General features: G+C 33.8%; 23 protein-coding genes and 1 riboswitch. Of the genes, 14 read left to right on the top strand and 9 right to left on the bottom strand.

Annotated features, from left to right (window positions below; all coding sequences use genetic code 11):
* Positions 1-15: 15 nt before the first annotated feature.
* From ACH6CY_RS02720 to ACH6CY_RS02680, 9 genes are all read left to right on the top strand, one after another.
* Positions 16-888 carry a carbohydrate ABC transporter permease gene (locus tag ACH6CY_RS02720; protein WP_374065698.1) on the top strand — a complete coding sequence of 291 codons (873 nt, stop codon included), beginning with the start codon at positions 16-18 and terminating at the stop codon, positions 886-888.
* 15 nt (positions 889-903) lie between these two features.
* On the top strand, positions 904-1,773 hold the full coding sequence (locus ACH6CY_RS02715) for a carbohydrate ABC transporter permease (protein WP_374065697.1): 870 nt from the start codon (positions 904-906) through the stop codon (positions 1,771-1,773).
* A gap of 27 nt (positions 1,774-1,800) precedes the next feature.
* A complete protein-coding gene (locus tag ACH6CY_RS02710; protein WP_374065695.1) occupies positions 1,801-2,406 on the top strand; it encodes a DUF624 domain-containing protein in 606 nt (201 codons plus the stop codon).
* A complete protein-coding gene (locus tag ACH6CY_RS02705; protein WP_374065694.1) occupies positions 2,403-3,719 on the top strand; it encodes a 6-phospho-beta-glucosidase in 1,317 nt (438 codons plus the stop codon). The genes ACH6CY_RS02710 and ACH6CY_RS02705 overlap by 4 nt, the downstream gene beginning before the upstream one ends.
* An 81-nt stretch (positions 3,720-3,800) precedes the next feature.
* Entirely contained in the window at positions 3,801-4,691 is an 891-nt protein-coding gene (locus ACH6CY_RS02700; protein ID WP_374065693.1) for an ROK family protein, read from the top strand.
* A gap of 72 nt (positions 4,692-4,763) precedes the next feature.
* Complete coding sequence (locus ACH6CY_RS02695) at positions 4,764-6,116, top strand: glycoside hydrolase family 1 protein (RefSeq protein WP_374065692.1); 1,353 nt, start codon at positions 4,764-4,766, stop codon at positions 6,114-6,116.
* Positions 6,117-6,837: 721 nt separating this feature from the next.
* Positions 6,838-8,016, top strand: a complete 1,179-nt coding sequence (fmdA, locus tag ACH6CY_RS02690) for a formamidase (RefSeq protein WP_374065691.1) — start codon at positions 6,838-6,840, stop codon at positions 8,014-8,016.
* 48 nt (positions 8,017-8,064) lie between these two features.
* The gene (locus ACH6CY_RS02685) at positions 8,065-8,328 is read left to right on the top strand and encodes a zinc ribbon domain-containing protein (RefSeq protein WP_374065690.1); all 264 of its coding nucleotides are present in this window, start codon (positions 8,065-8,067) and stop codon (positions 8,326-8,328) included.
* Positions 8,329-8,520: 192 nt separating this feature from the next.
* Positions 8,521-9,780, top strand: coding sequence for an L-lactate MFS transporter (locus ACH6CY_RS02680; protein ID WP_374065689.1), 1,260 nt, complete (start codon positions 8,521-8,523; stop codon positions 9,778-9,780).
* Positions 9,781-10,057: 277 nt separating this feature from the next.
* On the opposite strand, the gene ACH6CY_RS02675 is transcribed toward ACH6CY_RS02680, so the two are convergent.
* The 5 genes from ACH6CY_RS02675 to ACH6CY_RS02655 are packed head-to-tail and all read right to left on the bottom strand — an operon-like array spanning position 10,058 to position 17,216.
* A complete protein-coding gene (locus ACH6CY_RS02675; RefSeq protein ID WP_374065688.1) occupies positions 10,058-12,454 on the bottom strand; it encodes a cellulose biosynthesis cyclic di-GMP-binding regulatory protein BcsB in 2,397 nt (798 codons plus the stop codon).
* A 17-nt stretch (positions 12,455-12,471) separates the two neighbouring features.
* Positions 12,472-13,743 (bottom strand): glycosyltransferase family 2 protein, encoded by a 1,272-nt coding sequence (locus ACH6CY_RS02670; protein WP_374065687.1) that lies wholly within the window; start codon positions 13,741-13,743, stop codon positions 12,472-12,474.
* The gene (locus ACH6CY_RS02665) at positions 13,744-15,300 is read right to left on the bottom strand and encodes a DUF2334 domain-containing protein (RefSeq protein ID WP_374065686.1); all 1,557 of its coding nucleotides are present in this window, start codon (positions 15,298-15,300) and stop codon (positions 13,744-13,746) included.
* Complete coding sequence (locus tag ACH6CY_RS02660) at positions 15,266-16,138, bottom strand: GGDEF domain-containing protein (protein ID WP_374065685.1); 873 nt, start codon at positions 16,136-16,138, stop codon at positions 15,266-15,268. Before ACH6CY_RS02660 ends, ACH6CY_RS02665 begins: the two co-directional genes overlap by 35 nt.
* Complete coding sequence (locus ACH6CY_RS02655) at positions 16,122-17,216, bottom strand: hypothetical protein (RefSeq protein ID WP_374065684.1); 1,095 nt, start codon at positions 17,214-17,216, stop codon at positions 16,122-16,124. The genes ACH6CY_RS02660 and ACH6CY_RS02655 overlap by 17 nt, the downstream gene beginning before the upstream one ends.
* Before the next feature lie 98 nt (positions 17,217-17,314).
* Positions 17,315-17,397: riboswitch (cyclic di-GMP riboswitch) on the bottom strand.
* Between the two features lie 364 nt (positions 17,398-17,761).
* Here ACH6CY_RS02655 and ACH6CY_RS02650 point away from each other — a divergent pair.
* Complete coding sequence (locus tag ACH6CY_RS02650; RefSeq protein WP_374065683.1) at positions 17,762-18,541, top strand: ABC transporter ATP-binding protein; 780 nt, start codon at positions 17,762-17,764, stop codon at positions 18,539-18,541.
* The gene (locus tag ACH6CY_RS02645; RefSeq protein WP_374065682.1) at positions 18,516-19,262 is read left to right on the top strand and encodes an ABC transporter permease; all 747 of its coding nucleotides are present in this window, start codon (positions 18,516-18,518) and stop codon (positions 19,260-19,262) included. Before ACH6CY_RS02650 ends, ACH6CY_RS02645 begins: the two co-directional genes overlap by 26 nt.
* Positions 19,263-19,607: 345 nt before the next feature.
* Here ACH6CY_RS02645 and ACH6CY_RS02640 read toward each other — a convergent pair whose 3' ends face one another.
* Positions 19,608-20,225, bottom strand: a complete 618-nt coding sequence (locus tag ACH6CY_RS02640) for a TetR/AcrR family transcriptional regulator (RefSeq protein ID WP_374065681.1) — start codon at positions 20,223-20,225, stop codon at positions 19,608-19,610.
* Positions 20,226-20,666: 441 nt separating this feature from the next.
* Here ACH6CY_RS02640 and ACH6CY_RS02635 point away from each other — a divergent pair, with 441 nt between their 5' ends.
* Positions 20,667-21,329 (top strand): hypothetical protein, encoded by a 663-nt coding sequence (locus ACH6CY_RS02635; protein WP_374065680.1) that lies wholly within the window; start codon positions 20,667-20,669, stop codon positions 21,327-21,329.
* 10 nt (positions 21,330-21,339) lie between these two features.
* Positions 21,340-21,630, top strand: a complete 291-nt coding sequence (locus ACH6CY_RS02630) for a hypothetical protein (RefSeq protein WP_374065679.1) — start codon at positions 21,340-21,342, stop codon at positions 21,628-21,630.
* A gap of 415 nt (positions 21,631-22,045) precedes the next feature.
* Here the strand turns inward: ACH6CY_RS02630 and ACH6CY_RS02625 are convergent, their stop codons facing one another.
* From ACH6CY_RS02625 to ACH6CY_RS02615, 3 genes are all read right to left on the bottom strand, one after another.
* Positions 22,046-23,020, bottom strand: a complete 975-nt coding sequence (locus ACH6CY_RS02625) for an ABC transporter substrate-binding protein (protein WP_374065678.1) — start codon at positions 23,018-23,020, stop codon at positions 22,046-22,048.
* Between the two features lie 15 nt (positions 23,021-23,035).
* Positions 23,036-23,779, bottom strand: coding sequence for a polysaccharide deacetylase family protein (locus ACH6CY_RS02620; RefSeq protein ID WP_374065677.1), 744 nt, complete (start codon positions 23,777-23,779; stop codon positions 23,036-23,038).
* A 128-nt stretch (positions 23,780-23,907) separates the two neighbouring features.
* Positions 23,908-24,510 carry an NAD(P)H-dependent oxidoreductase gene (locus tag ACH6CY_RS02615; protein ID WP_374065676.1) on the bottom strand — a complete coding sequence of 201 codons (603 nt, stop codon included), beginning with the start codon at positions 24,508-24,510 and terminating at the stop codon, positions 23,908-23,910.
* Positions 24,511-24,646: 136 nt separating this feature from the next.
* On the opposite strand from ACH6CY_RS02615, the gene ACH6CY_RS02610 reads away from it, so the two are divergent.
* Positions 24,647-24,970, top strand: a complete 324-nt coding sequence (locus ACH6CY_RS02610) for a nucleoside triphosphate pyrophosphohydrolase (protein WP_374065675.1) — start codon at positions 24,647-24,649, stop codon at positions 24,968-24,970.
* Positions 24,971-25,218: the final 248 nt, after the last annotated feature.

Here is a 25,218-nt window from a genome sequence, read left to right as displayed (position 1 = left end):
AAGGGAGGGAATATGATGCAATCTAGTTTGAAGTTAAGAGGATTGTTAGTAATTACGTTACTTCCAGCCCTTTTGCTTTACAGCTTTTTCGTCATCATTCCAATTTTCTGGTCTTCTTATTACGGTTTTTTTGAGTGGTCAGGTCTTGGAGATGCGACATTTATCGGCTTTCAAAACTATATTGAGGTTGTTCAAAGCCCAATATTTTGGAAGGCATTTAAGAACAATTTAATTATTGTAGGGGCATCTGTGTTAGGGCAAGTGCCAATTGCATTAGGGCTTGCGTTGTTATTAAGAAAAAGTAATATGTTCCAACGATTTGTTCGCTCAGCTGTTTTTTTACCAATGGTTATATCTACTGTAGTTGTAGGTTTGATTTGGGGTTACATCTTTGATCCTGACCTAGGCGTGATTAATGCAGTATTACGATCTGTTGGTCTTGAATCATGGACTAGAGCTTGGTTGGCTGATCCGGATGTGAATATGTATGCAGTAGCAGTTCCGATTATTTGGAACTACATCGGACCATATTTAATCATTTTTATTGCTGCGATACAGAATATTCCTGGAGAAATTGAAGAAGCTGCTTTACTTGATGGGGCAACTGGTTGGAAAAAACTATTCTACATTATTTTGCCGAATATGTGGGGAACTATTAAAGTCGTAATTGTACTATGTATTTCTGGTAGTTTAAAAGCATTTGATCAAGTGTTTGTTATGACTGGTGGGGGACCAGCACAATCAACTGAAATTTTGGCTACCTACATGTACAATAATACTTTTCTGGTGTATCGCTATGGATTTGGATCTGCAATATCAACCATGATTATTATTCTCAGTTTAATTTTAATTTTAATAAGTCAAGTTTTAATGAGAAGAAAGGACTAAGGAGGTGTTGATCAGATGAGTACGGAAACATATAACAAGCATTCCTCTTTGGGTTTTTCATTAAAAACGGGATTATTTAAAACCATTAGAATATTGTTTTTAACTGCATTTTCTTTACTAATGGTGTATCCGTTATATTGGTTAATTACTAGCTCATTTAAAACGAATGAAGAGTTTTTTACACAACCATATGCTTTCCCAACCAATTTTACGTTTGAAAACTTTCAACGAGCGTGGGATGTGGCTAATCTCGGTCAGGCAATGATTAACTCAACCATTGTTACAGTTACGGCCACCGTATTGACTATATTTTTAGGTGCACTAACTGCTTATGTGTTATCAAGATTTACATTTAAACTAAAAGGGTTTTTAGTCGTATTCTTTTTGCTAGGTATGTTAATTCCTGTTCATAGTACGTTAGTTCCTTTGTTTACAATGATGAATGAAGTTGGACTTCTAGATAGTTATTGGGCACTGATTTTGCCATACACTGCATTTGAGCTTCCGATTGCCATCTTTTTAACAGTTGCTTATATGAGTACGATCCCTAAAGAATTAGAAGAAGCAGCGTTTATTGATGGAAGTGGCTACTGGGGGATATTTTTCAAAATTATGCTTCCATTAAGTGTTCCTGCATTATCAACTGTAGCAATTCTAGCATTTTTAAGATATTGGAATGAATTTGTTTTTGCATTAGTGTTTATTAATGATAGTTCATTAAAAACATTACCGCTTAGCTTAGCGATATTCTCAGACGGATTTAGTACAGATTATGCGCTGACCATGGCAGCAATGACAATTGCTGTTTTACCAACTATTGTAATGTATTTAATGTTCCAAGAACAGATTATGAAGGGTATGGTAGCTGGTTCGGTAAAAGGATAATGATCAATAGATAAGGTGGTGTGGCAGTTGGATACGATTCTTTCAAAATATGCTATCGTTATTCAAAAAATATATTGGTTTGCCTATTTACAAGTTCTGTGGGTGTTGTTTAGTCTATTAGGTTTGGTCGTTTTAGGAGTTTTCCCTGCCACGCATGCGCTTATTACGGTTTTAAAAGAAAAAGATCTATCAGCTGTAGAAGCATTTCGTATATTCCGAAATGCTTTTACGCATGCTTTTTTAAAATTAAGCGGTGCTGGAATCGTATTTTCACTTATGTATATCCTCATAAGTATGAATCTATTGATTTTCCAATCGTTATATATGAAAGCCTTAGTATTAGGTATGCTAGGTTTGGTATTTTTAAGTATGATTCACTTTTTTCAGTATTTTGAATCCGGAGAATCAATGCTGTATCAGGTAAAACGATCATTCGCATTCGTGTGGGTATTGCCAAAAAATAATGTAGGCTATGTGATGGTGTTTATGGCATTCGTACTTGCCATTGCCTTCATCCCGGGGATTACTTTCTTTTTTGGGATAAGTGTAGCGATGTTTTTTGTTGTGAAAATTGGAAATTCAGCAGAAAGTCAAAGATTTAATACATTTTTAAATGAAAGGAGTAACGTATGAAAAAGAATGGATTGAAAGTTGTAACGATAGGTGGCGGTTCTAGTTATACGCCTGAATTAATTGAAGGATTTATTAAAAGGTATGATACATTACCAATCAACGAGCTATGGCTTGTTGATATTGAGGAAGGAAAAGAAAAATTAGATATTGTTGGAAATCTGGCTAAACGAATGGTAGAGAAGGCTAATATTCCAATGGAAATACATTTGACCTTAGATCGTCAAGCAGCCTTAAAGGATGCTGATTTTGTGACTACTCAATTTAGGGTTGGACAACTAGAAGCACGAGCAAAAGATGAAGAAATACCACTAAAGTATGATGTGATTGGTCAAGAGACAAATGGACCTGGAGGATTGTTTAAAGCATTACGTACCATACCTGTCATGCTTGAAATTGTGAAAGAAATGGAAGTGTTATGCCCGAATGCATGGTTAATCAATTTCACAAACCCAGCTGGGATGATTGTGGAAGCCATTTTCAGGTATACAAATTGGAAGAAAGTTATAGGTTTGTGTAATGTTCCAATTGGTATGGAAAGAGGAGTGGCGAAATCCCTTGAGGTAGATGCAGAGCGAATTCGTATTGACTTTGGTGGACTAAATCATATGGTGTTTGGCTTAACGATCTACCTAGATGGAGAGGATATTACCGAAAAAGCGATTGATAAAATTGCTGCTGATGCAAGTGAAATTAATATGAAAAATATTAAAAGTGTATCCTTTGAACCTGATTTTATTAAAGGATTAAAGGTTCTTCCATGCCCATATCATAAATATTATTATAAACAAAAAGAAATGTTAGAAGGAGAATTAAACGACCTTAAGGAATCAGGTGTTCGAGCAAAAGTTGTTCAAAAGTTAGAAGAAACGCTATTTGAAACGTATAAGAATGAAAATTTGCGGGAAAAACCAAAGGAATTAGAACAACGTGGTGGTGCTTATTATAGTGATGTAGCTTGTAACTTAATTAACTCGATTTACAATGATAAAGGTGATATTCAAACAGTGAATACGCTTAATAAAGGGGCTATTGCAAGTATTCCGTCTGATTCTGTTATAGAGGTTAGTAGTGTTATTACTAAAAACGGCCCTAAACCTTTTGCAATTGGTGATTTACCTATCCCCGTTCTCGGTCTTGTACAGCAAATAAAATCCTTTGAAAGAACGACGATTGATGCTGCTGTAACAGGTAATTACCATACAGCTCTTTTAGCAATGACGATCAACCCGCTAGTTCCATCGGATACGATAGCAAAACAAATACTCGATGAAATGCTAGAAGCACATAAGGAATTTGTTCCGCAATTTAAGTAATAACGATATAACAACTTATCACTTTCACTAAGTGATAAGTTGTTTGAGTAATAATATTTAAAAATACGAGGAGGTACAATCATGGATAAATTTATTGCATTTGATATTGGTGGTACGTATATAAAATATGGACTTATTGATAGTGAAAGTAATATTTTAGAACATCAAAAGGCTAAAACACCAAAAGAATTGGAAGATTTATTAACAATGATACAACTCTATGCGGAACTACATAACGATGCAAAAGGAGTAGCTGTAAGCATACCAGGTGCTGTTTCAGATGATGGTGTTGTTTATGGTGCAAGTGCTATTTCTTATATACATGGGCCAAATATGAAAGAATTAATTCAAGAAGGAACAAATTTACCGGTGTATATGGAAAATGATGCGAATTGTGCTGGTTATGCGGAAGTCTGGGCTGGTGCTGCAAAAGGAAAGAAAGATGTTATTGTCATGGCTATTGGCACCGGAATTGGTGGTGCTATAATCAAGGATGGAAAATTGCATAAAGGAGCAAATCTTCACGGTGGAGAATTTGGATTTATGCTATTGAGTGTAAATAAAGAGATAGCTGGAGAGGCTTGGACTCGAATGGACTCAACAGCTTCGATGATAAGAAAAGTAGCAAAAAGAAAAAACCTTTCAGTTGATGCATTGTCAGGTGAAGAAATTTTTAGCTTAGCAGAGGCTGGAGATGAGATTTGTATCGAAGCCATTGATGATTTCTTTCATTTGTTAGCATTAGGTATATTTAATTTGCAATATGTTTATGATCCTGAGGTTATCTTGTTGAGTGGTGGTATAAGTGCTCGAGAAGATTTAATTGATCGTATTTATGATAAATTAGATAGATTTTTAAAAACGATGCCTAAAGCGACAGTCAGACCAATTGTAGATATCTGTAAATTCAGGCAAAATGCTAATCTATTAGGTGCTGTATATGGCCTTAAAAAACAATTGCGTAGTAGCTAATTGCTGAGGTTGCATTAATTTTGAGCAAGTAAATCTGTGTCTAAAAAGTAAAGCGGAAGAGGAGCGAACAACGTGCAATCGAAAAGTATTGTACCAGAAGATTTTATGTGGGGTGGAGCAGTTACTTCCTTCCAAACAGAAGGTGCAGCAAATTCGTATGGAAAAGGCCTGTCAATTATAGATGCAAGAGAAGTTCCAGAAGGTTACTCCGATTGGACAACAGCGGTAGACTTTTATCATCGCTTTAAAGAGGATATTGCGCTATTCAAAGAGATGGGGTACAGTGCGTATCGTACAAGTATTTCTTGGTCAAGGATTTTTCCTAATGGTGAAGGAGAAGTGAATGAAGCAGGATTACAGTTTTATGATGTGCTTTTTGACGAATTACTTGCAAATGGGATCGAGCCGGTTATTACATTGTATCACTTTGATTTACCTCTAGTTTTAGCTGAGAAGTATAACGGTTTTGCTTCAAGAAAAGTAGTGGATTTGTTCGAAGCCTATGCCAAATGTGTTTTCAATCGTTATAAGGATAAAGTTAAATATTGGCTCACGTTTAATGAGATAAATGTGGTTTTACTTAACCCGGAATATTGGGGTGTGCTGGATCAAAACCTTTCGGAACCGTTAAAATACCAGCTTTGTCACAATGTACTGATCGCCCATGCAAAAGCAACAAAGGCGATGCGTGAGATTATTCCAGATGCGAAAATGGGTGGTATGATTTCTTACTTTTTAACTTATCCAGCAAACCCAGAGCCAGTAGATGTGTTAGCCAATGTCGAAGTAAAACAATTATTAATTGATTGTTATCTTGATATTTTCACAACTGGTGAATATCCTAGCTATTTTACAGCTAAGTTAGAACAAGAGAATAGGGTACTGAAGATGCATCGTGATGATGTAGCTTTGTTAAAGGAAAATATCGTAGACTACTTATCCATTAGTTATTATCAAAGTAGAGTAGTACAGTATACTGGTGATGATAATCTTTTTACCAGCATGATGAAAAACCATCATTTACAAATGAGTGAATGGGGTGCGGTAATTGATCCAATCGGATTAAGAATTGCTTTAAAAGATATTTATGCGCGTTATAAACTACCAATCTTTATTACCGAAAATGGCATTGGTGTCAGAGAAAAATTGAATCAAGACAATTTCGTAGATGATTACTATCGAATTGATTATTTGAAACAGCATATAGAGCAGATGAAAATCTCCATGCAAGAAGGTGTTGATGTGATTGGTTATTTGACATGGGGATCAACAGATATACTTAGTTCAAAAGGCGAAATGTCAAAACGTTATGGACTGATTTATGTCAATCGTTGTGAGAGTGAGTTACTGGACTTAAAGCGATATAAGAAAAAAAGCTTTTATTGGTTTAAAAGAGTAATAGAATCAAACGCAGAAGAACTTTAGAAACTAACCTAAGTTTTTTTCAAAAACAATTAATTTGTGTAAATTTTATATGGTCGTCTTGAAATTATTTTACGCATAATAGTTTTTAAGTGAAATTGTTAGTTTTCTCCTACCATGTCAAGAGGTGTTTTTACCTTTGAGTTAACAATAATAATTTAATTAAAGTATCTTTTATAATGATAAGGAAGTCACTTAGCAATTTGGTACCTATTACTTGTCGTTTTGAAAACAAATAGTTCATGTAAGCATGAGTTGTGAAACGTTTATCCAGAATCTCTTGTACTCCAGTTTTTCTTTTTGATTTGTCGTGTTGTTTATATTACATGTAATGGTAAGGGTTAAAAAGCAATGAAAAGAGGATGAGCCCTTTATCCTTTCGAAGTGGTGCACACTTCAAGTAATAAAACAAATGAGAATCTTTTTAATTTAAGTCTTAATTTTTCTTTTTAATCGTTTGATAGAAATATAGCTTGACTTATTTTGATATAGGACGTAGACTAGCATTTAATAGACTCTACCAAATGCTTAAACTGACTAAATTACAATAAAATAAATATTTGTAAGGGCATTCATAAGTTTGCCCTACATTAAAGTTTATTTTTGTAAGCGTTTTCACTTTATTGTGGAAGCGTTTTCGTATGAAGGTATCTCTTCATCAGTACAACTAAGCAATAGCGAGAGTCTATTCAAAATATTTCATCATAATAGAGGAGTGGTCAGAATGACAAAAAAACATTTCAAAGTGGACTTGAGCAAAACAATGGATAAGCAAGAGGTGCCAGGTCATAACCGTTGGCACCCTGATATCCCAGCAGTTTTCTCTGTTGATCCGGGTGAGTCATTTAGGCTAGAGTGTATTGAATGGACTGATGGGCAAATTAAAAATAATGATGATCCTTCAGATGTTAGAAATGTCATCTTGGAAAGAGTGCACGTCTTAAGTGGACCAGTGCATGTCAACGGAGCAGAACCTGGTGATTTATTAGTTGTAGATATACTAGACATCGGCCCATTAACTGATTGGGGACATACTGGCGTTTTTGCAAAAGAAAATGGAGGTAGTTTCCTTGTTGATGAATTTCCTGAAGCTCAAAAAGCAATTTGGGATTTTAATGGTATATTTGCAACATCAAGACACATTCCTGGAGTCGAGTTTGCCGGAATTATGCACCCTGGAATTCTTGGCGTAGCCCCTTCTCAAGAATTATTAGATGAATGGAATAGAAGAGAAAAAGAGTTAGTTGATACAGATCCAAATCGTGTGCCGAAGTTAGCGAACTTACCGTCAGAAAAGGCTATCGTGTTAGGTAGTTTAGAGGGTGAAGATTTTGATAGAGTTGCAAGCGAAGGAGCTCGTACTGTTCCACCTAGAGAGAATGGTGGTAACTGTGATATTAAAAACCTCTCAAAAGGATCAAGAACACTATTTCCAGTGTATGTAGATGGAGCGAAACTTTCGGTTGGAGACTTACATTTTTCACAAGGGGATGGGGAAATTACCTTTTGTGGTGGAATAGAAATGTCAGGGTTTGTTGATCTACGTGTTAATGTAATAAAAGGTGGGGCCAAAAAATATAACATCAAAAATAATCCTATCTATCAGCCAGGTCCAGTAGATCCAAATTATCAAGACTTACTTGTTTTCCAAGGAATTTCAGTTGACCGTAACACAGGAGAACAAAAATATTTAGATACTAACGTAGCATTTAAAAATGCATGCTTAAATGCGATTGATTACATGAAAACACTAGGATACACTGGAGAACAAGCATATATGCTTCTTACGGCAGCTCCTGTTGAAGCTACATTAGCAAGTGTAGTAGATATTCCAAACGCTGTTTGTACAATTGGAATACCTAAAGAAATTTTCAAAAAAGGTGTAATAAAAGATTTTGAATAAGTGTATTTGAGTGAAACTATTTTATGACATTTTTAGGAGGAGTTCCAGTTGCCAAACTATACGTTTAATTGTGAAAAATGTGGTGTGTTTACAGAATGGCATACTAGCAGTAAAGGGAATAAACAATATTCTGCATGTCCTTCTTGTAAAATGAAATCTAAAAGGGTCTTTGCTCCTCCTATTGTTTATAAAGTAGATGCAAGGGTAAAGCAGATAGAATCAGGAGGAAAAACGCCTAAGGTCATGAAAAGAGATCAACTGCCTAAAAGACTGAAGAAATCTCCAGTTAGTACTAGACCGTGGCAAGTATAAAATTTAACTAAAAATTATTTTTTAAAAGAGCTGTAGAATCAATATTGATTACGACGCTACAGCTCTTTTTAAGTGTTATAAATAGTTCTTATGGATGTGAGCATGAACTACATATAACATAAGCAGTTAGGTGTATCTTTCTTCTTATACTTTAACTACATTACTTCTAATGAAAAGGGGAACGTATAGACGTTGGAAAATAAAAAAGGAATTAAAAATAGATGGTTAATAGCGTTAGCAGGTGTAGCAATACATTTGTCTATCGGTTCAGCCTATGCATGGAGTGTATTTACTATCCCTATATCAGATTTAACAGGCTGGTCAACTGCCCAAATTTCTTTTGCTTTTAGTCTGGCAATTTTCTTTTTAGGGACATCAGCAGCTTTTATGGGACATTTTGTTGAGAAACAAGGCCCTAAAAAATCAGGTATGGTTGCAGCCATTCTATTTGGACTAGGGATAGCTTGTACGGGATTTGCAATAAAATTCGAATCACTGCCGTTATTATATATCACATATGGGGTTATAGGTGGCGCTGGTTTGGGGACAGGTTATGTAACACCTGTATCAACGATGATCAAGTGGTTTCCAGATAGACGGGGATTGGCAACAGGATTAGCAATTATGGGCTTTGGCTTTGCTGCACTTGTCACCGGACCTGTTGCTCAACAATTGATAAATAGTATTGGCGTATCGAATACATTTTTTGTTTTGGGAATTAGTTACTTCGTTGTCATGTTTTTAGCTTCTCTATACTTAGAAAAACCACCAAAAGATTGGAAACCTAAAGGGTTTGAAGGTTCAGAGGGAAGTGATGAATCGAAAGCTGTTATTCAAAAAGATTTGTCACAATTAACAGCGAATCAAGCTGTTAAAACTCGTCGTTTCTGGTTAATGTGGTTCATGTTATTTATTAATATTACATGCGGAATTGCACTTGTTTCAGTAGCATCACCTATGGCTCAAGAGATTACTGGTATGACTGCAGTTACTGCAGCTACAATGGTTGGAGTGATGGGCTTCTTTAATGGTGGTGGAAGGTTTTTCTGGGCAACACTTTCTGACTATTTTGGACGCCCAAACACATTTACAACATTTTTTGTGTTAAATGTTATTGTCCTCATTCTGTTATATTTCACAAAAGTCCCTCTATTGTATATGATTTTAATTTATATCATTATGACTTGTTATGGTGGGGGATTTGCGGTGATTCCTGCCTATATAGGGGATATGTTTGGAACAAAAGAGTTAGGTGCTATTCATGGTTACATCTTAACTGCCTGGGCGATGGCTGGAATGGCAGGTCCTTTAATTCTTTCATTTATTTATGATTTGACAGGAAAATATAGTGGAACGTTAATTCTATTTACAATATTATGTTTAGTAGCCTTGATATTATCTCTAGTCATAAGAATGGACATTAAACGTTTGCAACAAAAACAAGCCCAATAAGCAGTAAAGATAAATAATTACCACATCTCTAAGGAATAATCTTTCTTAGAGATGTTTTTTACTTTAAGGGCTTTACAAATGGTTTTGTAGTATAAGTTGTTATCTCAAGCAAACAGATAGGTAAGCTAAATTGAGAATGTCCTACTTATCCAGTTACTTATTAGTATAAACGTACTATTTAACATGATTAACTCCCCTTAGTATAGAAACAGATTTTTATTTTTTAATCTGCCTACACTTAAGGGGAGTATCTTATTTTGTCATAAACATAACTTTGTTATTCATTTTTTTTCTTTTTTCTCCAAATAATTAAGAATACAATAACTCCTACCAATAAAATGGTAGAAAAGACAATGATTAAGATTTTAGTATTATTATTTACTGATTCTTGAACTACTTTTTCATTTTTATTGTTCTCATCATTTCCAAAGGAATTTACTTCATCAGCCTTATTAATAACTAAAATTTGGCTTTGTTTAGAAGAGTCAATTGTACTTAAAGATTGAAAGAATTCTTTATGAATATAGGGTGCTTCCTCATCAGTATCTAAGGATTTAAAGAACACCATCGTTTTCTCTTCATTCCAAATGGAAGGTTGCATCCAAGAAACATAGCTTGCTGTTTCAGTAATAAAACCGAATGAAGCTAAATCGGGTTTCCCTTCAGTTGACCACGGAACAATTAATTGATTTTTATCTCCGTAGAAATTGTCGTTTGCTGCTTTTAAAATAACAAGATGATGTTCTGATCGAATGTCCTGATCTAGTTCATCTAAATTTCCACGAACAATTTGGTAGTTGTTGAATGTATAATGGCTTGCTAAATTATTAACTAACAACGCAATCTGATTCAATCCATTTTTTTGTATACTTTCAGGTATAACGAAGGCTACATCATCATAATTATTTTGTTCTGTTTTGATCAATGGAGCAGGCCAATTCGTAAATGAAAGGTTGTCATCAATTTCATGTGGAACATCAAGGACACTATCTTTTTCTATCGTTACCCAATTCCCACTTTTGTATCTTTGTCGACATTCTTCAGGTGTGTTTGGATTATTAAATTCAAAATGAATCGCAACTAATTCTTGATTTAATAAAAGCTCTGTTGGAACGTTAAATGAATAATTGTATACATTTTTTTCATTCTCAACTTCGCCTTTTAATACTTTTGCCAATGGGACTGTGTGTGGTACGTCGTTAATGTACACGGTCAACCCTAGTTGATTTTCTAGATTGCTATCATTCCATTCTTTTAGTAAAGGTGACGCGCGAAATGATAAATTTAACGTTGCTTCATTTTTTATATTCCAATAAGAAGGAATGTCTAAATAAAATGTTTCGGAATTTAATTGGGAGTCATTTAAAGTAATAGGTTCATTCACAAGTGGTAACGTTCGTTCCGCTTTTGCGATAGATGGATCTATTTCAGGCATACTACCAATCTTTAACGCATTCCCAGTCAATTGTGAAACTAGTTTATCATCGGTTAAGATAGTGCTTTTTTCAATTAATGTCTGTTCATTATTTGCAGTAACAAATAATACTTGTTTTGATGATTTTTCACTTTTTTCTAATACATTCGTTAAGTACAATTCGTTAGATTGTAGAGAAATGTCCTTGAATGTAATTTTATTAGCAATTTTATCTTCCCATGCATCGAGTTCTCCAAGTGCAATGACATGTTCACTAATGTTGTCATTCCACTCATTCTCAAAGAATATAGGTACGATGTTTTTTGCGGTTGTTTGTTTAGATAAATATTGTCCCAATTGCAACGCGGCTTTCATAACATCACCGCTACTGTTATTAGGTATTACAATAGAAGTGTGAATTTCTTCCTGTGTTCCTGGTGTTACAAATGGATACGGGTAAAAGTTTAATAAGTCTTTTGTATCATTCGATTTTTTGGTATCGATGAAAGCATAAGATGTTTTGTGTAAAATCATCCAATTAGCCGCATCTATTTGATCAAAACATACATCAGTATTAATATACGTTTGTGTTTGAATGCTAATTTTATTCACACCATCGGTTAAAAAATCACGATGAAGTGGTATCTTAATCGATTTGAATTCAAGGCTGTTTTTTATAGAGATGCTTTGAATCGGTTGTTCATTTATAAGTACTGTTAATGAAGATAGGTCTTCTATTAAAAGATCAGATGAACTAACGACAAGTTCAAGATAACTTTTATTTCCTATATTTTTTCGAGGTAATGTGAAATAAAAATCACGACCACCATAAACACCATTCAAAGTAATGTCATCTTGTTCAAGGATAAGAACCTCTCCATTATCTATAGCAGATGCTTTTGCTTCCTTTTTATCCTTTGAAGCAATCACTTCTAGTTCATAGTTCGGATTGTTGGATGCTTCAGTGGGTTTGTCAGCTGTTTGTTCGGTGTTGTTTGCATTTTTTTTAGATATATTAGATTGTTTCGTTACTGCTAAGGATTCATTCTTTTTGAAAATATCAGAAATACTAACACTTACTTTTGTTTTAATAGAATTTGCGACTTGTTCACCGGGAGGCGTTAATAAATAAATTACACCGCCAAGCATAACCAGTGATATAAGGGATAAATAAAAGGTGTTCGCTTTTTTTCTTTTATGTGTGTTTTTTCTAGTTGAATATTCTGGTTTATATTCTGATTGATTGTGATTTTGATTCATTTGTGTCACCTGTCCTCTTACAAACTGTTAGTAGTTTTATTTTCGAATCGTTCTGTTTTGTACCATTTGACGTCTTCTTTAAAAATAATTCGTTTTGCTTCAAGGTAAAGCGCATTTAATACTAGTACTAACCATAGCTGAGAATATGTGAAATACATGAATAGTACAATGATAAAGTTGTTGCTATTCATTTCTTCTTTTTCAATACTTAAAGCAATCATTACTTCTGTTATATAAAGTAAATAAGCTAATGCCCAAAGAATCATAGCGATGGCACCTAACTCTAATTGTAAATCGAAGAATAAGTTTGTAATAAAAATAGCACCAGATAATATGACACCGAAAAAGAATAAAAAATAAGTGAAAAAGAAGTAGATAAGATCAAAAACAATTTTCTTTCTATCTAATTGAAAAAAACGAAACAAAAATTTAAGTACAACATACTGATTCCCACGAGCCCATCTCGTTCGTTGTTTCCACCAAACCTTCCAATGTTCTGGTTCTTGCTCCCAAGTAATTGCTGCTGGAAAAAAGCGAATATGGTAACCTAAATTATAAACACGAATGGTTAATTCTGTATCTTCCGCTAACGCTTTTTCGTCCCAGCCATTAAGTTCTTCAATGATAGAGCGTCGGATAGCGAAGTTTGTACCAGGAATAGTTGTAACTTTAAACCAAAACCACCTTCCTGCTTGCGCCATCCATTGGAAGCAAATGGTTTCAATGTTAATAAATTTAGTAAGTAAGTTTTTCTTAGCATTATTCACGCGGAATTTACCAACAATAGCTCCTGCTTTTGGATCATTCATCATTGCCAGTACAAGATAATAAATAGCCTTACTTTCAGGGGTGTTGTCGGCATCATAGACACAAATGATTTCCCCTGTGGCAATTTTTAGGCCATTATTTAATGCCCCGGATTTTCCTTTCCCCCCATGTTCAGGGGCGACATGTAATGGGATAATATGTGGATGTAGTGCGTGATAATGCTCAATGATTTCTCCAGTTCTATCAGAAGAGTTATCGTTTATAACGATGACTTCCAATTTCGTTTTTGGATAGTCGAGCTTTAACATTGCTTTTATTGTTCGTTCAATCACCATTTCTTCATTATGAGCTGGTATTAAGATCGTCACTTTTGGCAAGGCTTTGTTTTGGTTTTTCTCCCATTTATTCATGAGCTTTTCATAGCGTAAGTAATGCAAGTAACCGCCTTGCATTAAAAACATATGGTATAGTAGCATAACCCAAATAATAGTTAACGATAGAATAAATAGTGTGTTAGCCATTTATTCTTTTCCCCTCCTTTCTGCGAATAACGATTTACGTAGGTTTAGTTTTAAATAGACAGAATAAATGAAAAACGCTAAGATAAATAGACTAACAATAAATGCAACAAACCATAGCACTATTTCTACTTTACTCAACTGATGTCGAAACATAAAAGATTGTAAAGCATTCATATTGTTCACTACTTTAATGTCGTTGTCGATTGTAGATTCAATAGATAAAAAAGGCGTTTGAACAGAGACATTCCTATCAAACAGATTCATCCAAGAGGTCTTTTGAGATACTTGCAAATCGGTTAAACCTTGTTTTAATATGTCTAACTTTGTATAAGGAAAAATTGAAATTCCTAAAGTTGCATTAGGTACAATTTTTAAATGCTTGTGATGTCTTTTTAGAGATAACAATGTATCTGTGTTATTAAGATAACCTAAGGTTTCAGGAATCAAAACCATTTCGTCTACATAAGACGGTTGATTTACATAAGGTGCAGTTGCTTTAAGTACGGCTGAATGCGAAGAGCGACCATTTGCAAATAATATAGAGAAATAATCATCTGCAATAATCATATCTTCTAGACTGATAGATGTTGATGTTGTTGCAAAAGATACAGCAACAGGATAAATGTCATAACTAGCCAGCTCTAATATTTCGGCTTCAATCAATGCGCGTTTTTCCTCTTCATTCTCACTGTCTGAAAAGGAAGGATAGGAATAAACAATAGCACCTCCTAGTGATTGTAGTGATAATAGTTTTTGAACTAGTTCATTAGAATCAGATAAATGAGCTTCTTCATTGTTGCTTTCATAAACAGGAGATACGGATAAGATAAGCGGGATATCATTAGATGTTAAATAGGTTGTCATCTTGGTTAGTGCTTCTACATCTGTTGTAGGGTTAATATCCTCAATCTTAATAAAGGAAGATTGATAGCTTGTGCGATTTGTGTTGAATATAGTGTCTAACGCTTTTGCAAAATAATATGCTATTTGATCATCCAATTGTGTTGAAGCTAAATAATAGTCTTTTTTATTGCTTATAAGAATCGGGTAGTTATAATTACCTCGAAAGCCCTCGATAATTACTTCCATAGTCGATTGCTCGGTAACTAATTTCATTTCTTTTAACGATTCAAATGTGGAGTGATTGCTCCCCATTGAAATTTCCTTTATATTGACAGATTGATTTGTATCTTTAATAGGAAAGCGTTGTTGAAACTGATTTATATTCTCCCCTATAAATATAATCGAGCCATCATAGCCTTCCATGGATTTAATAAAAGAGCCATCTAGCTTTTTATGATCCAATCCTATATAAAAAACATAATCATAGTTGGACAAGTTAGTAACGTTACTTTCTGATGTTACGGTAGATTTAGAGTAATGGCTAACTAGCTGATCTAATAGGTACACTTGTTCATTTAATTCATTGTTCGTACTACTATAAATAATTAATGAATTAAGCTCTGAATCCGGGTTTGCATATACCAGTTTAGCGGATAGAAAAACAGTCCCTAGTAGACAGCTAAGCAACATAGTTATTAAGTTCGTCAAACGCATTATTAAACATCCTCATGTAGTCATCTAATTGTTCGTGATACACACAATATCCGAATGCAAATTCAATTGTTACCATGCGATTTTTTTTGGATAATGTATAGTCTTTCATATTACCTATGATTTTTTTCATGACAGTCTCCACTCCTGCAACATCTGTTTCTGGTAATAACAGTGCAAAAGTATCATCAAAAATACGAAAGCGACTGTCACTTGCTCTTGTTGCTTGTGTAACTTGGTTTGCAAAACTCTGAAGGACATGATTTGTTTCTTTCTCTCCATACAACTTTTTAAATGTTTCCCAATTTTTCAATTGAATTAATAATAATGAGAAAGATTGTTCATAACGACTTGCTCTTTTAAACGATTCATTTAATTGCATATAAAAGCGTTTTTCATTGTCAAAATTTGTTGCAGGGTCTATTGTAACTAGTTGATAGTATTGTTCTTTCCAATAATGATATTTAGTAGTTATTATTTTTCTTTTTTTATGAAAATGACCAGAAACAAAAGAAGTAACAAGTAGTATCATTTGCCAAATAATCATTTTAGAAACAGAAAACGAAGCGATTCCTTGTATGTTAAAAAAGGTGTCAGTGCTCATTGTCTGTGCTAAAATCATATAGCTTCCAAAGAAAAAAATGACAAGAAGACTAATACCTAAACTAAGTAATAGCCCTTTTGATACTCCAATGAAGATTAAAGCAATCGTCATAAAGAACAACATTGTATCTAGCCCTGTTTGAGCAGTGTAATAAAAGTAATAAATAGAAATAGCGAAATTCAAAAAAATAAGTAGTGCCATACTCATTGAAAAATGATGGTTATCTGATAAGTTCATGCTCCCTTAAGCTCCTTTCTGCAATTAGAGGAACAAGGTTGTCAAAGATGTGTGTGTTGTTAGTTGTTTGATCCATATATGCTCCTTTGAATGGGCTTTGCTTTACGCGAAATGATTGAAGTCTGTCATAAAGTTTTAGAGCAAAAGAATCGTTTTTTTCAACTAGTGCATATTGAATCGCAATACCATATAAAGCTGGTGACTCATAGGTCACTGCAGGTTTTAAAGTGGTTGAATCATATTGTCCAAATAGCTTGTGATGCGTATCGAATTCTTGCTCTAAGAATGAAAGGAAATCATTCGTATCCATATTAATTTTGCCTAAATGATAGGCAGTGTATGTTTGTTCAATCATATTTACTTTGTCATCATAAACAAACTCGTTTTTATCAATTAAATAGCGTGTTGGAAATAATGGATTACTTTTTACTGCCGTTTGTTTTGCTATACGATACATTTTTTGATAAAGTTCGTGATCCATCCATTCTAAGTGATTGAGTCTTTCTAACGTTTTTAGGTCCAAATATGCTGTAGACAGTGCACTGCTTTTCGCATCATATTTCCAATCATAAAAATCTACAAAATATTGATTGTAGGTTCCTTTCTCGATCAATGTTTGTGAGATATGCTTTGCTGTTTTTCGATAGGTTCGTTCATCCCACTGATTTGTAGCATCCAATAACGCCTGGATAATTCTAAGGTCATCTACATATGCATTTACGCTTTCTGTTACTTCACCATTGAGTAAGACACGCCAATGAATCGATCCTTGTTTGGATAAGAAATATTCAGTGAGTTGCTGATACCCTAAATCAAACAGAGCTCTATTATCACTTTTTACGGCGTATTCCAACCAAAGACCAAGTGATTCTGATAAAGAATAATCTGTATCACTCGTTTGATAGTGTGTTTTTAATAGTTTGTTTGCATTGAGCATATCTTCCCATATGAATTTTTCTAATGGTGTTTCTAGGTGGGTGCGTGTTGATTCATCTGTAGGCTTTTTTATAATGAAAATAGTGATACCGATTAGTAGTATAAAAAAAACGATAGCGATATGAAACTTAAAATTTTTCATGGTAACTCTCCTAGTAAATGAAGGACTATTAATAGCGATATTGCTTAATTCCATTCTATTAAAGTTTAATAAAGCGCTTTTTACATAAAAAAACGACCAATAGGAATGGTCGGTTGCGCCACTCACTCCCAATTTGTAAGGCGCCCACATATAACAAATTGATTCTAGTACCATATAGATAAAAAACACTGAAACTTAAATTAAAAGAGTAATTTGTCTTAATTAAATAGTATGATTATTTTGTGAAAAAATCAAGTTTTTTCACCTGTTTGTTTCTAAAGTGATCATTTAATATGGTATGGTTAGATGAATTTAATAACATATGGATAAAAGAAAAGATGTTCTATTGATAGATGAAAAAAGCAAGGGTTCAGCATTTAGCCTCTTGTTCCATAGTTCAGTTGCTAATGTCCGTTGATGAATCGTCTACCATAAATTACTAAACAACAAACATTGTTTTTAGATGGAAAAGATGCTGTATTAATTAAAGGGAAGAAAGTTGCTATTGTGGTATGATAGTATTATTTAGGAAGGGCGATTGCGTTATGAAAAATAATGAGGCATGTATTCGAATGGTAGATGTTTCTTACAACTTTGGGGAACAAGTAGTCATTAATCAGCTGAATTTGGTGCTTCAAAAAGGTGTTTCTTATGCGCTGATCGGTCAATCTGGTATTGGAAAATCTACCTTGTTACGATTACTTGCTGGTCTTGTTTCACCAGAAAGTGGAACGATTTATATTAATGACGAAAGATTAATGAAGCCGAGAGTGAAAACCGGATTTTTATTTCAAGATCTAGGTTTATTTCCATGGCAAACGACTTTTGAATCGATCAAAATGCCGCTGCAAATCCAGACAGGTATACAAAAAGAAGATTTAAAGGTACGTGTTTTTAAATGGTTAAAAGAGTTAAAAATAGAGCATTGTGCGAAAAAATACCCACATGAATTAAGTGGTGGCCAAAAACAACGAGTAGCTTTAGCAAGAACGCTTATCACAGAACCAGATTTTCTTTTAATGGATGAACCGACATCCGCAATTGATGCGATGACAAAAGAATCGATTCAAGCACTTATTCTAGCGCAACATCACAAACAACAAACAACGATGCTGTTTGTGACACATGATATTGAAGAAGCAGTTTATTTAGGAGAAGTTATCCTAATTATGCGAGAGGACGGAAAAATAACTCGGATTCCCAATCCTCTATTTGGAAAAGAAAACAGTAGAGAAACCTTAGCCTTTTATCAAGCATGTATTGATGTAAGGAAACTTATAAACATGGAGATGGAGACAGATGAAGTATTTGCGGTGGATAGGTAGTAATCAATTTTTTATTGGATTTTTAACCACGCTTTTAGCTTGGCAAATGGTTTACTTTCTAATTGATACACATACAATCCCAGCACCAATGGAAACATTGATTTATCTATATACAATAAAAGGATCAATACTGTTACATGTATTGGCTAGCATGACTAGAGTGGTCGTAGCTATTGGCATTGCTCTAATAATAGGAGTGCCAATCGGTATATTAGCCGGAGTCAATCGACTATTTAATCAATTTTTTTCCCCTTTTCTTTATTATATTTATCCTATTCCTAAGGTAGCATTTTTACCTGTATTAATGCTTTTATATGGTTTAGGGAATAAATCGAAAATCATCTTAATTATTTTTATTATAGTATTTCAGATTATTTTGTCAGTGAGGGATGGAGTAAGGCAAATTCCATCTTCATATTTTACTGTCATGGATAGTTTCGCCTCTTTCAAATTACATACATATCGCTATTTAATTATTCCAGCAGTTTTACCACACATATTCTCCGGATTACGTGTTAGTGTCGGTATTTCACTTGCAACTTTATTTTTTGCGGAAAATTACGCAACAACATATGGGGTTGGTTACCATATTTTAAGTGCATGGACAAAAATGGATTACACTGAGATGTTTAGTGGTATTCTTGCTTTAAGCTTTTTAGGTATTGCAATGTTTAAGTTAATCGATCTATTGGAAGCTAAGGTCACTCCTTATAACGTTTAACATTGCGTGATATCTAGGCTTAACTAATATGGCTCTGTGAAACTATACTAGCATTATAAATATGGTGAATTAATATGGATAAGCTTTTTAGGTTTATTGCGATTTTACAAGGATTCACGCTGAGCAGAGCGCACCGTTTAAACTTTATGATATGTATGTAATCGCTATTTTCCTATAACAGTCTCACGATAAATGTCTCTTTTGTTACCTGAGCTTTCTTTTTTCTAGAAAATATATGATAGGAGAGGAGCGTTTATATCAATTATTATCTCTCATCAGCCCCCCTCTGTATGTAAATTATTTGAAAGAAAGTTAATGGATGAACACCTAATCACATCTATGCTATTAAGAATTGAAGTCCTTTTCTGTTTGTAGAATGTTTTGTAATGCTTTTCCATATAAGTTAATTGGAACATTGTCTCCAGAAATAAAGTGAAAAATGGCCATTCCATTTTCTAACGATAAAATGGTCCAAGCTAATTCTTCTGCGGATAGATCAGATTGTTTCCCATCCTTTGGATTCATATTATTAATTACTGTTGAGACATGCTCTACAGATTCTAAGATCATATCTGTCCACTTTTTTCTTACAGATTCATTTCTCATTGCATACAAGAGAAATTCCATGTTTAGTATACTCCAAGCTTGGTTATTTTGTTTATCTAAATCAAAAAAATGCCGCATTTTTTTGATGAAATGGTCAATGGATTTTTCCTCATTAATTATGTGTTGAATGGTATTGAGACGTGCATGCATTTGTTGCTCTAATAAAGCAAGGAATAGTTCTTCTTTTGATTTAAAGTGTGTATAGACAGCCCCCTTTGTAAATCCAGCAAATTCGGCAATTTTATCAACAGAAGCCCCGTGAAATCCTAGTTTGGAAAAGGTTATGGTAGCTGAATCTAGGAGCATTTTTCGTGTTTCTTGTTTCCGTTCCTCATTGGTTAATCGTTTTCTAATCATTTTACTCTATCCTCCTTTTGACAAGTATAACACAATATATACTAGACTCAATAGGATGTAAATACCTAGTAGTTATTCCTGTTTCTTAGTGGTGTTGCCCATATTACATATATGAGTATGGAAACTATAACTTATCATCAAGTACTTTTAAAATTATAGTATATCAACCTTTGGGGAATTTGTTGAAGAGAGTAACACACGATGTGAAATAGCTATTTTAAAAGTAGCTTAATAATACATGCAATTTGACATACCTTTAATAATGTGTATACTATATAGTATGTTGGTTAGTTAAAAATAAACTTAGGACACTTAACTATTCTGCTTTGTCATCTTTCTAACGAATCAAAGGTTCATGAGTGGGAAGTGACAGTGTTGTGATCATTTTGTTAAAACTTCTGAATGGGAATGTTTTCAGGAATAAAAACTAGGAGGTGGATGATGTTTAACAGTGAAAAACTTAAAGTAATTGGGAATAAGCATTTTAAGGAAGCACAAGAGTTAACTGAAATATCTATAAATGGTGTTGCGACCTTCCATCAAGATGTTCAGGCAGAAAGCTTTCATATATTGGGTCGATGTAAGGTGAAAAGGGCAGTGCAGGCAGACCGATTTGTCAATAAGGGTTCCTGTTCTGTTAATGGCAAATTAACATGTAATCAATTAGTAAATATCGGTCAGGGCTCTTTCAACTTGATTGAAGCAAATAATATTGAGTCTTCTGGTAGCTTAGAAACCACCGATTCTATCTCGTGTAAAACTTTTCAATCAATGGGTCATTTAAAACTAAAAGGGGGGCTTATTTGCGAACGGGCGTCAATAGAAGTTTCTGCTCCATCAGAAGTGAGTGAAATCAAAGTAACAGACGAGGTAACGATTAAACTAGCAAAATTAACTCTATTGAATGTTAAATCTCTTATTAGAAAAAAGATGGTTATAGGGTCCATTCATGGAAAAAATGTAGATCTTGAACATACGCAAGCTAGTCAAGTATTTGGTGAAGTAGTGAAAATCGGAAGTAATTGCAAAGTGGATGAAGTATTCTATAAAGAAGCTTTAGATGTTCATCCAAGTGCGGTTGTCAATAAAAGTAATAAAGTTTAAGATTATGGAGGTGGCTGTTATTTATACAGGTACATCTTTGTTCAAGCGATTAATTAGTATTTTCGCAATACCTGTACTTGGTGTTTTATCGATTGGGTTATTTCTATGTACCGTCATTGTTATTGTCGGAGGGTTATTGTATACATTCGGTGCAGAGATTAGAATGGAGATTTTTCCTGATTTATCTGTTCCTCAATATCTTGGTTTGCCAGTTGGAATTATTTTTGGCCTACTTTTGTTAGCTATTGCCTTTTTTTCTTGGCGTGTATTAAAATACTTTTTAAATGATTGGAACAAATAAAAATTAGTAGTGTTGCCTAAAAGTTTTGTTGCTTTGTCTTTGTCAAACAAAATATAACTAAACCCACTTGTGAGAGTATTCAATGAAACATTATCTAGCTATTATAAAAAATGGTGATATAAAGGGTAGTTCTTGCTTTGCTCAATTGTTTGTTAAATGAATAGCATACGATACTCCACTTGTAATTTTATTTTTTGTGGTAAATTAAGCAACAACATATGGCGGGCGGTTACTATATGTTGGGTACATCGACAAAAATGGATTGTAATGAGATATTTAGTGGAATCCTTGTTTTAAGCTTTTTAGATATTGTAATGTTTAAGTTAATTGATCGATTGGAAGCCAAGGTAATTCCTTAGAATGAAAAACCTTTTTGATACTTTTTATCAAAAAGGTTTTTTAATAACAATTAACTTTACTTAACAAATGAAAAATCAGTTAGCTCATCATAATGATAGGCTTGCTTGATTTGTTCTGTTTCCTTCGTCCATGTAATGATTCGATCAAATTGATCTTGATCAATAATAGCTCCATGTGTATAAGACGTTGCTTTATTATTAATATAGTCACTCATTGCCGCTGGGAATTGATAAGTAGATAAAATATCAGCATAGTTATTTGCGTCGGTTTCATTCATATAATCAATTGCTTTGTTATAAGCAGTGTAAAAAGCTTTTATATCTTCTGGATAGTTTTGTATCATTTCTTCTGTAAAGAAAATAGTCCCGCCTTTTATATTAGCTTCGTTTGAGCTTGCTAATAAATGTGCGCCTTGTTGCACTAACATCCCAGCTTGAGGTTCAGTAAATACAACACCGTCAATTTGATTAGATAGAAGAGCCTCTGCTCGACCTGAAAAAGAAGGGATTTCAACAATGTTGTAGTTAAACTCATTTGCCTCAGCAATTTCATCCATTATGTATTCAAGAATAAAATTAGGAACGAGAGAGACATCTTTCCCATTTAACCCTTTTACATCTGTAATGCCAGAACTAGGTGAAGATAAAATCTTAAAATCTTCATTAATGTCTGATGTTATTTTAAGTTTGATTCCTCTATCAACAAAAGCGGCTGCTGTCATAACATCACCGATAGCAGCATCTAATTCATTTGCTTGTAGCGCAACATTTCGATCATTTGGTGAAGTAAATGTTTTAATCGATACATTCACACCTGACTCTTCAAAGTAGCCATTTTCTTCCGCCAAAATAATGGGGAGTGCTGCTTCTGCTGGTAATGTACCAATGGTAAACGTTTCACCACTTGGTGTAGTACCATTTTCTTTCTCATTCTCTGTCGTTTGATCAATAGCTGTGTCATTGTTTGAACAAGCTGCTAGTAGAAAAATACTGCATGCAAGGAATAGGTAGTTTAATATTTTTAGTTTCAATTGTATTTCTCCTTCTTAGTCTACGATGTCTTTAAATTGTTCTATCGTTAAAAAGTACGGTATCACATTTCTTTTCAATAATAATGGATTTGTATGTTCGTTGTTTTTACCATTTTCACAAGTGAATGCCAAATGAAATCCATTTTGTTTTAATAAGGATACATTTCTATCTGTGAATAGTCCGAATGGATAGGCGAATACGTCTTTCACCGGAACATATTCGTTACATAAAGCTAAGTCTTTTTCAAAAGCTTCGTCTGTAGCTTCCATTATAAGACTGACAGACTCATTTTTTCTTTGGTGAAATGCATCTGTGTGGTTGGCGTATTCAAATACATCTTCCATGTCTTCTAGATCTTGTTTGGAAAGACAAACTGATTTTTTTTGGTTAAATGTTTTTGTGTTTTCATGAAGCCACCCTGTTACGACAAAAGAAACAGCATGAAATCCATGTTTTTTTAATACTGGATAAGCATATTCTTTTACTGATTGAAAACAGTCGTCAAATGTAAGTAGTATTGACTTTTTAGGAATAGGTGTTTGCTTTATGTAAAAATCTTTGACTTCATTTAATGTTAGTGTATGAAAGTTGTTATCCTTTAAATAAGTCATTTGCTCTTCAAATTGCTCAAGCGTAACAAACAAAGCGGATGGCAATATATCATCATATGCTTGTTTCACATCAATGTGTGAGGAATTGTCTGGATTAAACTCTTTTTCTTTTCTGATTTCATGGTATAGTACAGTTGTAAATGTCATGTGTATTCCTCCCTATCTCAATTGATTATAGAACCAATTACTACACAGTCAATTCTTTCTTGAAAGATGTCATAAAATATTCTTTTTTAATAGTCACATTTTTGCTATCTTTTTACCTATATGCTAGTCTAAACTGCTTTTATTCGTTCCTCAGCATCTTGCAAGTATAACTCGAGTTCAACTCTTGTTAAATAAGGAACTTTTCCATAAAAAATATGGTCAATGACTTCAACGCTGTTCCCGTTAAACAACCACCCGGAGGTTAGTGTGCGAATTGGGGCTAGTAAAGGATTTTCTTTTCCATCAATTTGTTGCGGTTGTCCTGTTGGGGTGAAGAATAATGCACGTTTTCCTTTAAAGCGCTTCTTTGCTTCATCATCTTCAAAACTATAAGCAAAGCCATGTTGAAATACGCGATCAATATATCCTTTCATGATAGCAGGCATGCCGTTCCACCAGCTAGGAAAGATATAGATATATAGATCACTTTCAAGCATATATTGCATTTCTTTTAGTACGTCTTCTGGAAAAGTTTCGTTTTCTCTTACAAATGTACCGTTCTCAATATGAATCATATCACGTCCATCAAGTAAGGGGTTGAAGTTCATTTTATACAAATCTCTCACGTTCACTTCATACTGTTTCGCTTCTAACGCTTTTGTTATACGTTCCAATAATGCGTGAGAAAAACTTCCTTCTCTCGGGTGGGCAAATACAATCAATGCTTTCACTCTTTTTTCTCCTTCATTATATTGTTCATTCGTTCACAAATGACAATGAAAGGATAGCATGGAAACTCATTTAAGGCAATAACATATTAATTTTTAGTATAATGTAGTTTGGATAATCAAATAGGAGGATACTAGGATGACAATTTATAACAAACTAGTGAGAGATTATATTCCAACCATTATTAAAGAAACAGGTCAACAACCGAGATACAGTATATTGACGGATACATCTTATAAAGCAGCGTTGCAAGATAAATTGCGTGAAGAGATAGAAGAAGTAATTCATGCAAACACTTCCTCTGACAAGCTTGAAGAACTTGCAGATGTGTTAGAATTATTGCATGCTATAGCAAAACAAGAAGGGTTTTCAATGAAAGAAGTAGATACAATCAGGCAGAATAAAAGAGACTTTCGTGGAGGATTCGACAAAAAAATATATTTGCATGAAGTTACAGTGTAGATAAGTAATAAAATTTTTTATAAAAAAAGATAGTAAATAAGATGTTGCTTACTGATTTGCCTTAGTAATTGTATACTCATATGAATCCTTTTGCTTACTGTGGGTTAAGCCCTCTTGTTTAAGGGCGATTTTAATAATTAATGATGTTATCCGATTTTTTAACACTTTAAAGAACGATTAACTTTACAATGTGATAAAATGAATGAGTCATTTGGCGTTATATATCAATGATGTATTGTTTTATCGTT

This window comes from Paraliobacillus sp. JSM ZJ581, from assembly GCF_044383835.1.
In the GTDB taxonomy this organism is placed as follows: domain Bacteria; phylum Bacillota; class Bacilli; order Bacillales; family Amphibacillaceae; genus Paraliobacillus.
Note: the sequence above shows the minus strand (reverse complement) of the source record. Positions and strands in the feature narration are given on the sequence as shown.